Source organism: Paenibacillus sp. FSL K6-2393 (assembly GCF_038002545.1).
Taxonomy (GTDB): domain Bacteria; phylum Bacillota; class Bacilli; order Paenibacillales; family Paenibacillaceae; genus Paenibacillus.
This window is the reverse complement of sequence record NZ_JBBOCU010000002.1, coordinates 20,997-33,559: the sequence shown is the minus strand read 5'-3', so window position 1 is coordinate 33,559 and position 12,563 is coordinate 20,997. Positions and strand designations below refer to the sequence as shown.

General features: G+C 46.1%; 12 protein-coding genes. 1 reads left to right on the top strand and 11 read right to left on the bottom strand.

Annotation, left to right across the window (positions count from 1 at the left end; genetic code table 11):
* Window positions 1–154: 154 nt before the first annotated feature.
* The 5 genes from spoVT to pth all read right to left on the bottom strand — a co-directional run bounded on the left by spoVT (window position 155) and on the right by pth (window position 6,849).
* Window positions 155–697 carry a stage V sporulation protein T gene (gene spoVT / locus MHI14_RS27245; protein WP_036606123.1) on the bottom strand — a complete coding sequence of 181 codons (543 nt, stop codon included), beginning with the start codon at window positions 695–697 and terminating at the stop codon, window positions 155–157.
* 330 nt (window positions 698–1,027) lie between these two features.
* Window positions 1,028–2,176, bottom strand: a complete 1,149-nt coding sequence (locus MHI14_RS27240) for a peptidylprolyl isomerase (RefSeq protein ID WP_091039108.1) — start codon at window positions 2,174–2,176, stop codon at window positions 1,028–1,030.
* Window positions 2,160–5,687, bottom strand: coding sequence for a transcription-repair coupling factor (gene mfd, locus MHI14_RS27235; protein ID WP_091039106.1), 3,528 nt, complete (start codon window positions 5,685–5,687; stop codon window positions 2,160–2,162). The genes MHI14_RS27240 and mfd overlap by 17 nt, the downstream gene beginning before the upstream one ends.
* 272 nt (window positions 5,688–5,959) lie before the next feature.
* Window positions 5,960–6,190: an anti-sigma-F factor Fin family protein gene (locus tag MHI14_RS27230; RefSeq protein WP_017691368.1), complete on the bottom strand. Its 231-nt coding sequence runs from the start codon at window positions 6,188–6,190 to the stop codon at window positions 5,960–5,962.
* Between the two features lie 98 nt (window positions 6,191–6,288).
* Window positions 6,289–6,849 carry an aminoacyl-tRNA hydrolase gene (gene pth / locus MHI14_RS27225; protein ID WP_341131772.1) on the bottom strand — a complete coding sequence of 187 codons (561 nt, stop codon included), beginning with the start codon at window positions 6,847–6,849 and terminating at the stop codon, window positions 6,289–6,291.
* A 139-nt stretch (window positions 6,850–6,988) separates the two neighbouring features.
* Here pth and MHI14_RS27220 point away from each other — a divergent pair, with 139 nt between their 5' ends.
* Entirely contained in the window at window positions 6,989–7,189 is a 201-nt protein-coding gene (locus MHI14_RS27220) for a hypothetical protein (protein ID WP_024633712.1), read from the top strand.
* 300 nt (window positions 7,190–7,489) lie between these two features.
* On the opposite strand, the gene MHI14_RS27215 is transcribed toward MHI14_RS27220, so the two are convergent.
* The 6 genes from MHI14_RS27215 to ispE all read right to left on the bottom strand — a co-directional run bounded on the left by MHI14_RS27215 (window position 7,490) and on the right by ispE (window position 12,544).
* Entirely contained in the window at window positions 7,490–8,443 is a 954-nt protein-coding gene (locus tag MHI14_RS27215; RefSeq protein ID WP_017691370.1) for a ribose-phosphate diphosphokinase, read from the bottom strand.
* 101 nt (window positions 8,444–8,544) lie between these two features.
* Window positions 8,545–9,936 carry a bifunctional UDP-N-acetylglucosamine diphosphorylase/glucosamine-1-phosphate N-acetyltransferase GlmU gene (gene glmU / locus MHI14_RS27210; RefSeq protein ID WP_445670385.1) on the bottom strand — a complete coding sequence of 464 codons (1,392 nt, stop codon included), beginning with the start codon at window positions 9,934–9,936 and terminating at the stop codon, window positions 8,545–8,547.
* 77 nt (window positions 9,937–10,013) lie between these two features.
* On the bottom strand, window positions 10,014–10,208 hold the full coding sequence (locus MHI14_RS27205; protein ID WP_133387509.1) for a hypothetical protein: 195 nt from the start codon (window positions 10,206–10,208) through the stop codon (window positions 10,014–10,016).
* A gap of 83 nt (window positions 10,209–10,291) precedes the next feature.
* A complete protein-coding gene (gene spoVG, locus MHI14_RS27200; RefSeq protein WP_017691372.1) occupies window positions 10,292–10,576 on the bottom strand; it encodes a septation regulator SpoVG in 285 nt (94 codons plus the stop codon).
* Window positions 10,577–10,764: 188 nt separating this feature from the next.
* Window positions 10,765–11,592, bottom strand: coding sequence for a pur operon repressor (gene purR / locus MHI14_RS27195; RefSeq protein ID WP_017691373.1), 828 nt, complete (start codon window positions 11,590–11,592; stop codon window positions 10,765–10,767).
* Between the two features lie 97 nt (window positions 11,593–11,689).
* On the bottom strand, window positions 11,690–12,544 hold the full coding sequence (ispE, locus tag MHI14_RS27190) for a 4-(cytidine 5'-diphospho)-2-C-methyl-D-erythritol kinase (RefSeq protein ID WP_133387510.1): 855 nt from the start codon (window positions 12,542–12,544) through the stop codon (window positions 11,690–11,692).
* Between the last annotated feature and the right edge of the window lie 19 nt (window positions 12,545–12,563).

Sequence of the window (12,563 nt, the reverse complement as noted above, 5' to 3'; positions counted from 1 at the left end):
CGTAATCCTTTTAAGCATACCTTGCTATTATAACTGCCTGAAGGCACACAGACTAACCCTCCCCCATCACAATCTTCCGGATTAACTTCGTTGTCCTTTAAAATGCAAAAACTCCCGTATGCCCAAGACAGGGCACCAGGAGTTGATCTGCTAACTATTGTTCCATTTGCTTGCCAAGGAAACCAGCAGCTGTCTCGGACATTTTCACTTCCATCTGAGACATCTTCACGGATTCATCCTTATTGAACAGAATAACCGTTCCGATGGGGTCACCACCTGAAATAATCGGCGCAATAACAAAAGAGGATAACGTCTCGTCATGATCTTTGCTAAGCTCATAAGAACCGTTGTTTGTTTCCAAAATGGTCTTTCTGTTTTCCATACATCCCTCTAACAGTTGACCAACCTGCTTGTCCAAATACTCTTTTTTCGAACCACCTGCCACCGTGATAATGGTATCCCGGTCAGAAATCATCGTTACATGTCCTGTACTCTCATACAGGGATTCTGCATATTCTTTGGCAAAATCACCAAGTTCGCCAATTGGCGAATATTTTTTAAGGATAACTTCTCCATCACGATCCACGAAAATTTCCAGTGGATCACCTTCACGAATACGTAACGTACGGCGGATTTCTTTTGGAATGACCACACGACCAAGGTCATCTATACGGCGGACAATACCAGTAGCTTTCATTTCACATGTTGCCCCACTTTCTCGAGAAGATTTTTCAACTACTGTTCCTTAATGGGTAGAGGAAAGTCCCAGAACGTTTAGTGTGATATCTTGACCATAGTATTCATCTGTTCCCATTTCCTTATACATGCTTCGGAGAATATAGTTGTGTAACTTTCGAAGAAGGCGACCATGTACCCATACGACTTGAATATATAAAAGAAGAAGCAAGAAGGAGGTCCTAAGTCCTCCCCTTGCTTCTCTGTATGGTTGTCCATATTTACGTAGTACAAGGCATTCATTCGGGCGAATTTAACCCTAAACGTATGCTAACACAGCAATTTTACCAACTTACTTGCTGCTTGTACCTTCATCTGTAGTTGCATCTTTGTCTGTTCCAGTCGTACCTTGGTCAGTCTTGGTATCCGTACCTGTGGAGTCATCCGTTTTTGGTTCGGTTGTTTTCTCTCCTTCAGTTCCTGTACCCGTAGTACCTTCAGTTGTACCTTCTTCAGCTTTTTCTGTTTTTGGCAGTTTAACTTCTTTTACGATTTTATCCAATTCATTTTGCATGAACGTATCGATTTCAGCTGCAGCCAATTGGCTCTTCAGACTTTCTTTTTGTTCAGCCGTCAATTTGGCAAAGTCAGCTTCTGTACGAGCTTCCACTTTCATGACGTGGTAACCGTACTCTGTCTCTACTGGATCACTGATTTTGTTCAGTGGCAACGTTTTTGCAGCTTCCTTAAATGCCTCTACCCAGCTACCTACAGGTGTATTTTCATACAATCCACCCTTTTCAGCAGAACCTGGATCTTCGGAATATTTTTTTGCAATTTCAGCAAAATCAGCTCCGCCATCCAACTTGGTTTTTACTTCTTTTGCAATTTTAAGTGCATCTTCTTTTTTACGCTCTTTTTGCGTTTTTGGATCTGTGAAGTTAATCAGCACGTGACGAACGGAAGCCGTTGTGAACTGATCTTTGTTTTTCTCAAACTCTGCCTTGATTGCATCGTCCGTAACGCCTGTTTCTTTATCTTTGATTACTGTCATGATCCGAGTCATGTAGTTTTTAATGTTATCGTCTGTCAGGTTCTGAGCTTTGAGCATTTCTGTCCATTGATCTGCCTGAACAGAAGCTTTCATTTTATCGAATTGCTCAGTTGCCGCTTTTGTACCGGCTGTTTTGGCATCTTCGCTTGCTTTGCCACTCAGATATTCATAAGCAACTTCCTGTTTCACCAGATACTCTTTGAAATCGTCCATATCCATCATTTGTGCATACTCCGGATAGAGGAATTTCATGACACGTTGCTCCATGTCGAATTCATTGGCTGTAATGGTACCACCATCATACGTAGCGACTACAGCACTTGTATCCGTCGATTCCGGTGTTTTTGCTTCTTCCTTCTTGCCACATGCAGCAAGCAGTGATAAGGATAGTACTGCGACCATGCTCACAGACAGTACTTTTCCTACTTTTTTATACTTTGGTAACATCCTTTAGTTCCCCCTTTGATTTAAAAGCAGTTTTCATGGACTCCAGAATTTTCTCTACCAGCTCCATCAGTTGCTTATCCCCAAGCCCCTTGCCTTTAGCGTGAATCAGCATATGGGGTCCTTGTTCAAATTGTACACGTCTTTCGAACTGATTTCCAATGTGCGCGATTTTCGAGAGTTCAAAGGCATGTTCACGCCCTTCATAGAACTTCACGGTAATGTCTTCACCACGTTGGGAAATGGACTCAATACCGTAGATTTTGCCGTATACTTTCATCCGCGCAACAGCCAGCAAGTTAATGACGGCTTCCGGAAGATCACCGAACCGGTCAACCAATTCGTCTTCCAACTCCATCGCATCGTCGAAGGATGCAATGACCGCCACTTTTTTGTAGATCTCAATCTTCTGAATACTGTCATAGATATAATCGGACGGCAAGTAGGCATCGATACTGAGATCCAGCGTTGTGTTCCACTGGTCGGAAGGTACCGGCTCCTCGCCAAGCATCGTAACTTTGCGTTTGTTGATCTCCTCCGCGAGCATCTGGGAATACAGATCAAACCCGACGGAAGCGATGAAACCATGCTGCTCCGCTCCTAGCAGATTTCCCGCACCACGAATCGACAAGTCACGCATGGCGATTTTGAATCCTGAACCCAGTTCGGTGAATTCTTTAATTGATTGCAGACGTTTCTCAGCAACTTCAGTAAGGACTTTATCCCGTTGGTACGTAAAATAGGCATACGCAATACGGTTGGAACGACCCACACGTCCGCGCAGCTGATACAGCTGGGAGAGTCCCATTTTATCCGCATCATGTACGATCAATGTATTTACGTTCGGAATATCTACCCCGGTCTCGATGATACTTGTGCTCACAAGCACGTCATATTCACCATCCAGGAAGTCCAGAATCGTTTTCTCCAGCTCTGTTTCCGACATCTGACCATGTCCCACACCAACTTTGGCTTCAGGCACAAGCTCAGAAATTTCGGCAGCCATCTCCTGAATTCCCTGAACACGGTTGTAGAGGTAATACACTTGCCCACCACGGGCAAGCTCACGCTCAATCGCTTCACGAACAAGCGCTTGGCTGTGTTCAACCACATAGGTCTGCACCGGGAAACGATTCTCTGGTGGAGTCTCGATAACGGACAGATCACGCACACCCAGCATGGACATATGAAGCGTACGTGGAATCGGCGTTGCCGTCAGTGTCAGCACGTCCACATTGGTTTTCAGCTTCTTCAGTTTTTCCTTATGGGTTACACCGAAGCGCTGTTCTTCATCAACAATGAGCAGTCCCAGGTCCTTGAACACCAGATCCTGCGACAGCAATCGATGCGTCCCGATGACAATATCCACTGTGCCTGCCTTGATGCCTTTGGCCGTTTCATTCTGCTCTTTACGGGAGCGGAACCGGCTAAGCACATGAATGTTGAACGGATAACCGGAGAAGCGCTCACGGAACGTCTCAAAATGCTGCTGTGCCAAAATGGTTGTTGGCACGAGTACAGCCACCTGTTTGCCTTCAATAGCTGCTTTAAATGCAGCCCGAATAGCCACCTCGGTTTTGCCGTAACCAACATCCCCACACAATAAACGATCCATTGGACGGTTTTGTTCCATGTCCTTCTTGATTTCTTCGATCGCACGCACCTGATCACGTGTCTCATCATAAGGGAACATGTCCTCAAACTCTTGCTGCTCCGCAGAATCCTTGTCGAATCCAAACCCTTTGGAGGTCTGACGCTCTGCATACAGCTTAATCAGATCATCAGCAATATCCTGTACGGATGTGCGGACTTTATTTTTAACCCGTGTCCACTCATTGCCGCCCAGCTTGTATATTTTCGGTTCTTTTTCTTCGGAACCAACATATTTCTGAATCAGATCGATCTGCTCAATAGGTACAGACAGTTTGTCTCCACCCGCATAGAGAATATGCATGTAGTCCTTATGAATACCGCCAACCTCGAGGGTGCCAATTCCCAGGTACTTACCAATCCCGTGGTTCTGGTGAACGACATAATCGCCCACTTTTAGCTCGCTATAGGATTTGATCCGTTCAGCATTGTCTACATTCCGAATCGGTTTGCGTACTTTACGCTGTTTTTGCGAGAACATCTCGCCCTCGGTCACGACAGCCAAATGAATGGACGGCATTTCAAATCCCGTTTGCAAGTTACCAATCATCATCTCTGGCTCTGGAATATCATAGTCCATCAGTACCCGGCGCATCCGCTCGAGTCGCTCCTCACCGTTCGCCAGCATGAGCACTTGAACTCCGGCCTTCTGCCAGCGCTCCATCTCTGCCTTCAGAACATTCATCTGTCCATGGAAATCCTGCATGCCACGACTGATGAAGTTCAGAATGTTCTGTGGTTGGGTATGTGGAACCTGACGCAAAAAGATCGACATAAACAGCGTCTGGAATGGACGCTCATACAACAGTTCATCACCGTCGGCGGATAATGGAAGATCCGGAAGTGTTTTTCCGTTTTGCATCAGATGCAGATTCCACTCCGATTCATCACGGTCCAGCTGTTTGGATGTCTCCGATAGTCTGGCAGGTTCATCAAGGACCAGCAGGGTATCTTCTGGCATATAGTCGTAAATCGTTTTATTCTCCGGATAGAGCGGAGAGATATATTTATACATTTCGGAGAAATACACGTGCTCCCGCAAAAGCTCAATCTCCCGGTGAATTTCTTCACGAAGACGCAGCTTCGCCTGCCGGTCCGTCATTTTCTCCAGCTGTTGTTCGAGCAAAAGAGCAGCCGCATCGGCAGCCTTTTCCATCCGCTCACGATCTGCAATTAATTCCTTGCATGGCAAAACCGTAATCTCTTCAATCCGTTCAATCGAACGCTGATCCGCTGGATCAAATGTTCGAATGGAGTCGATCTCATCATCAAATAACTCCACCCGATATGCGATCGATGAAGTAACCGGATAGAAATCGATGATACCTCCGCGTACACTCATCTCACCACGAGATTCTACGCGCTCCACACGCTCATATCCGAGCTTTACCATCTCCAGCAGGAAGGAGTCCAGTTGAAGTGTGTTGCCCTGTTTAATCAAAATTCGAGCATTGGCCATCACTTCCGGAAGCGGAACATAACGTCTTACCCCGGAAAAAGGAATAACAACAACGCCCCTGAATCCCTGGGCGCAGCGGACCAACACATCAATACGCTGACCCAATGTTTCCGGGCTGGAAACAGCAGCTTCCGCAGCGACAAGTTCGTTGGCAGGATAGATTAACACCTGATCAGGTGAAAGCGCTTCCTGTAAATCTTCTGCAATTTTTTGAGCTGAAAACATATTATGTGTTACTACGAGCAATGGTCGGTTCATTTCCTGATGCAGAGCAGCCAGCATAATCTGACGCGCCGAGCCGGATAGACCCGAAACCAATTGTTCCTTCATGCCGGACTTGATTCCGGCTGTAATGGACCCGAAGTCCGGATCTTTGGAAAAAGCCTGTATAAGTGCTTGTAACAAAAGGGGCACCTCTCTTATAACTTACTTGATTATCTCACGCATACGCGTAGCATCACTATTAAAATGGATACAAATTCCTTTTTGTCCTGTTTCATCATATCGGATTACTCGCAACATTGCCACATCTGTTGATGCGGCTGAGCCTGATTTCGAGCTAGTCATGGCTTTCATGCCAACTGAAAAGAAGCCTCAGCAGGCTGCCAAGGCTATAAAAGGTGGAGCGTTATTACGCAACCGCCCTCAACTGTCATTCGATCCTGTACGGGCGATGTCTACTGAAGCGGACTCGCGAGCAGGCTAAGCTCCGGATTGTGCTCCAGGGCTTCCTTACAGTAATCACATGTAATCCGAACGGTAATGTCACCACCGGAATTATACGCTATTATATCCCTCCGCTCGTCGGGGGTCAAGAAATGAAAGCCAAGCTCTACTTCCGTTATCCGGGCAGAATCGATTCGTCCAATAAAGGTACGGCAATGCCTACATACGTAATTCACTGACATGTTTATGCCTCCTGAACATGGTTTATACATCCAGTATGTCCAGTATGGCTGAATCGAACCCGTCTTTTATGATCATTTTACCAGTATGTCTTACAAAATTAACCGTTAAACTTCGCCATTGTTTGTTCAAACGTATGAGTCAAGCTATGCTCCAGAGCATCACATGTTTGCTCAATGGTCTGATCCAGGGCTTCCTTTTCTTTCTTCATGAATGTCGACAGTACATAATCAACAATGGCATGTCCTGGTTCAGGCCGGGATATTCCCATGCGTACCCGGTTAAACTGCTGTGTACCGGTATGCTGAATAATGGACTTGATCCCATTATGTCCGCCTGCACTACCTTGGTAACGCAATCTGACTTTGCCAATCTCTGTATCCATGTCGTCGTACACAACAATCAGATCTTCAAGACTAACTTTATAAAAATCCATATATGCTCGAACCGATTCACCAGACAAGTTCATATAGGTCATTGGTTTGATCAGTACGGTTTTCACACCGCCAAAATTACCTTCTCCAATCAGCGCCTTACATTTACTCTGTGTGATGGAGATATTATGACGATCAGCCAACCGATCCAGTGCCATAAAACCGATATTATGACGGGTTTTGGCATAGTTCGAGCCTGGATTTCCAAGTCCGACAATCCACTTCATCTTGTTCCCTCCTTCGGATTAGCCTGAGGTGAGGCATAGACTTCGAATCTTATATTTCATATAATATCAGGAAAGTAAAGATCGATTTACTGTAGTATTTACAGTTCATATTTTATCGACCCAGGAAGGTGAGCGGGTTTTGCGCGAAGACAATGGACAACTGACTCAACATAGCGATTTTATCTATCATCTCGAATATCACGTACCTGTACAGGTATACGACCGCGACACCCATATTGAGATTGGTCTAATCACACGTTTCGATAATCAATTCGTCGAAATTGCCGACACGCTTTTTCATCGGCGTCGTTTCCGATTTATCTCCCGCCCCGGGTATTAACCATATAAGATGAACGAACCATTTTACACTGGATCACTGCGCGTGCAGAAACATCTTCCGATCGCTGTTATCCCCAGATTTTTTTGATTCACTTTTCAAAGGGAAAATCCGGTGATAAAGGCGAACGCTTCACTTCTTCAGATCTTTTCTGCCCTCTCCGTTATTGTGTAAAGTAGTAGTTCAAATTATATGGACTGACCAGCGTCTGTTTCACTATTAATAAAAACGGCACGCCGACAGGGGTTACATTTTCCATTGAACCGGAAAACGTAACCCCTCTACTACTTTATGCAGACATCCTTATTCAATTTCAAACAGCTTGCTGATTGACAATTCCTCATGAACCCGGATAATCGCTTCTCCGAGCAAAGGCGCTACAGACAACACTTTGAGTTTGCTTGTCGGATTAGCATGCGTAATTGGAATGGTATCCGTTACGATAACTTCCTTCAATGGTGCATTCTCCAAACGTTCCATCGCAGGTCCGGACAATACCGGGTGAGTACAGCACGCGTATACTTCTTTTACGCCGCCTTCCATCAGAGCATTCGCTCCCAGTACAATCGTTCCCGCCGTGTCAATAATGTCATCGATCAGGATGGCTGTTTTACCCTCGATGTTACCGATAATGTTCATCACTTCGCTCACATTTGGCTCAGGACGACGTTTATCGATAATCGCCAGGGGTGCATTCAGGAAATCAGCCAATTTACGTGCACGCACTACGCCACCGTGGTCAGGCGACACGACAACTGGATTTTCGATCTGTTTCGACCGGAAATATTGAGCCAGAATTGGCACGCCGAGCAAATGGTCAACCGGAATGTCGAAGAATCCCTGAATTTGCATTGCATGCAAGTCCATCGCGATGACACGGGTTGCACCCGCTTTTTCAATAAGGTTAGCAACCAGTTTCGCTGTAATCGGGTCACGTGAACGTGCCTTGCGATCCTGTCTTGCATAGCCATAGTAAGGAATAACGACGTTAATCGTCTTGGCAGATGCCCGTTTGAGTGCATCAATCATAACGAGCATTTCCATCAGGTTATCATTAACCGGCAAGCAAGTGGACTGCACGATATAAACGTGACAACCCCGAACACTCTCGGAGAGTTTCACTTGAATCTCGCCATCACTAAAGCTGGTTGTGTGAGATTCACCCATAGGGATCCCGATATAATCAGCAATTTGATGGGCAAGCTTGGGGTTAGAATTGCAAGTAAATATTTTTAATTTCGAATCAAAATAAGTCATAAAATAAAAACCCTCCGTGCTGGTTCATTGGAATCAATAAGCGTCTGCGACATGTCGGCACCTCCCCGATCTTCGGGAGGCAATCTTGTTATCAAAACCCCTTATTGGGGTTTGGCATTTTGTTTCTTGGCTTTGGCACGTCCGCGAATCTTCTCCGCATAACCAGGTTTATTCTCCTGACGTGGACGAGCAATAGCCAGATCATTCTCGGGAACGGAATGGGTAACGGTGGAGCCAGCAACCACATAAGCGCCTTTTCCTACCGTAATCGGTGCAATCAGATTGACGTTGCTGCCTACAAAAGCATCATCTTCAATCGTTGTCACAGCTTTATTATAACCATCATAATTGACAGTTATTGCCCCGCATCCAACATTTACGTTTTTCCCTACTTTGGCATCTCCGATATAGCTGAGATGAGATACTTTGGAACCTTCATCAATTGTAGCATTTTTCACTTCAACAAAGTCACCAATTTTTACGTTGCGACCCAGTTTAGTCCCTGGACGCAAATTAGCAAATGGACCTACCGTTGCATCAGAACCAACCTCGGCATTGGATACTACCGAATGTTTAATCGTAACTCCGTCCTGAATAATGCTGTCTTCCACATCTGCCTGAGGACCAATATGACATGCTTCACCGATGGAAGTTGTGCCTTTGAGAATCGTCCCCGGATACAAAACTGTATCTGATCCAATCGTAACATCCGCTCCGATATATGTCGATGACGGATCAATGATTGTAACACCGTTCAACATATGGCGTACGGCAAGACGTTCACGCATGAAGGCTTCGGCTTGCGAAAGTGCAAGTCGGTCATTAACCCCGATGGATTCTGCGATGTCATCCGACATGTAAGCTTCAACCACTTCTCCATCATTGCGGAAAATGCCAACTACGTCTGTGAGATAATACTCTCCCTGAGCGTTCTGGTTCGTCACTTTTTCCAAGGCAGCGAACAATTTTGCATTATCAAAACAGTATGTGCCTGTGTTAATCTCATTCACAGCATCTTCCTGCTCTGTGCAATCCTTTTGTTCCACAATCCGTTGTACAGATCCATCTTCTCCGCGAATGACGCGGCCATAACCTTTGGGATTGTCCAACTGAGCCGTAAGAACTGTGGCTGCTGCTCCGCTGCTCTCATGCAGCTTCATCAGACCTTCCAACGTCTCACTGGTCACAAGCGGTGTATCTCCACAGACCACAATTGTAGAACCTGTCTCGCCGCCAAGCAAAGATTGAACCTGCTTCACTGCATGACCTGTACCCAGTTGTTCTGCCTGGAGTGCATACTCTGCTCTGGAACCCAAAAATGACTGCACCGCTTCGGCACCATGACCGACTACAACTACACTGCGTTCAACGCCTGCGCTGAGTGCTGCATCCAGCACATGTCCAACCATAGGTTTACCGCATACGGGATGCAGTACTTTGTACAATTTTGATTTCATTCGTTTTCCTTGCCCTGCGGCAAGAACGATTGCCATTCGTTTCAAAATTAACGACCTCCTGTTCTGAAAATCCCATTGAAATGCATTGCTGATCTATATCCAATGAGTATCGTTCAGCCGGCTTCAAGCCGGTCCTGTTCATCGCCTGCTGTCTCTGTAATCACACGTAACAACGCGGACACCAACGAATCGTGACCTATATGTATACGCCGTGTACCTGCGAGCTTAACCGAATCCCGATGATTCCTAAGATGCCGCCCTGCCACCAAGCGCACGATGCGCTTTTTGTTCTCTGCTAATAAACTCAATACTGAATATATCTTATTCCGGTCAAAAAGAAAAGAGAGCCATAAGACATGGCTCTCTTTTCCTTCGAACCCCAATAATGTTCTCAGGCACCTTCTTCAATGACTTCTTCCTCAGTTGCCGCACGATCGTATTCAGTCAAAACTGCTGCCTGAATCTTCTCACGCGTACCGGAAGAGATCGGGTGGGCGATATCACGGAACTCTCCATCAGGAGTACGCTTGCTCGGCATAGCAACAAACATTCCGTTGTTACCATCAATGACACGAATGTCATGAACGACGAATTCGTTATCGATGGTAATGGATGCGATAGCCTTCATTCTCCCCTCCGAGTTAACACGGCGGAGTCTGACATCCGTAATTTGCATGTGTGTGTTCACCACCTTTTTCCATCAGAACTTGGTGTATAATTCCACACAGCATATACGAACTCCTTCTTTTTATAACCACAAAAATTTCCTAATTTCAGGAATTTTTTTATTTAATACACAATTCGACAACGTTCATGCCAGGTCGATGGAAAAGACCTTTTAACGACATAACATTCGTCATCTTTCTACAGGTCAAAATAGTTGCCAGGCTTGACGGAAATCTGTCTGCTCTTGGCATCAACCGCTGTCAGTTTCGCCAGAGATACGTAATCTGTTAGCAGGCGTTCTTCTGAATCTACAGAACCAGATTCCACCAGTACCCCTACCCCGGCAACTGTAGCATTAAACTCGGCCAAAAGATCGATCATTCCTTGTACCGTACCCCCGGCCTTCATGAAGTCATCCACAATAAGTACTCTGGAATGCTCACGCATCGCCCTACGAGAGAGGGACATGGTATGCAGACTTTTATGGGACCCGGATACATAATTGATACTTACGGCCGATCCTTCTGTAGCCTGATGGTCCCTGCGTACGAGCACGACAGGCAGGTTGAGCTGGGCTCCAGTCGCATAAGCCAGTGGAATTCCTTTGGTTTCTACCGTCATAACCACATCAATATTCATATTGCCAAAGGCCGTTGCAAAGATCTTGCCGGCTTCATTCATCAATGCGGGCTGACCAAGCAAGTCGGACATGTACAGGTATTCTCCAGGCAAGATCCGATCAGGTTGCGCGAGCTGGGTCGAGAGCCGCTCCGCAAATGCCAGTGCCAGTTCTCGGGATACCTTCGGAATCCATCTTACTCCCCCGGCTGCTCCAGCCAGTGTATGCAGTTCTCCTGACCCACCTTCTTCGAACACTTCCTTGATAATCGCCAAATCTTCACTAATTGAAGACTTTGCGGCACCATAACGTTCGGCAAATGTGGTCAACGGAATAACCGTATGCGGTCTGGACAATAAGTATTGCGTCATTTCAACCAGCCTTGCGCTTCGTTTTAACTTCTTCACAGAGATCCATCCTCACGATCACGGAAACATCCAAATCCGAATAATTATTTAAAAATATACCACCTTTATACGTGTTTGTACATTATAAAAGCGAATTTTACGTCAACATACGTACAGCGTACACTTCTTTACAGAAACCACGCAGACCATTGTATACCCGGGCAACCTTCGATTCTTTGGAGACCAGCCCAAATACCGTTGGACCGCTACCGGACATTAACACGCCGTCTGCACCCAATCGAATCATGGCATCCTTCAGATGCTGAACTTCCGGATACAGTTTCAACGTTACATCTTCAAGTACATTGCCCATCTGGTTACATACTTCCGTAAATGATTGGCTGCGAATAGCCTGCTCCATTTTAGCCGCACTCGGATGACGAACAATCTTGTCACTGCGGAAACGTCCGTAGACATCGGCTGTAGACACATTGATCGGAGGCTTGGCCAGAATCACCCAGCATTGCGGCGGATTAGGAATGGGAGTTAACTTCTCACCACGGCCCGTAGCGAGTGCAGTCCCTCCTGTGATACAGAATGGAACATCCGACCCGAGTTCAGCTCCAAGCTCCTGCAGTTCGTGATCCGGTATATTCAACCGCCATAGACGGTTCAATCCACGCAGCGCTGCTGCTGCATCACTGCTGCCCCCGGCAAGTCCGGCTGCAACTGGAATCTTTTTATCCAGATGAATATGGACGCCCGTACGCACGTTATAGCGCTCCTTAATGAGTCTGGCTGCCTGGAAAGCCAGATTCTTCTCGTCCAGCGGAATATAACCCGCCTGACTGGAGATGAAAATAGTATCTCGCGGCAGCTCCGACATTTCCAGTCGATCAGCCAGATCGACCATGGTCATGATCATTTCAACTTCATGGAATCCATCGCTTCTTTTATGTAAAACGTCCAGCATCAAATTAATTTTAGCAGGCGCTTTTTCGTAAATTTTCAAGGCGTTCACCCGTCCTCAC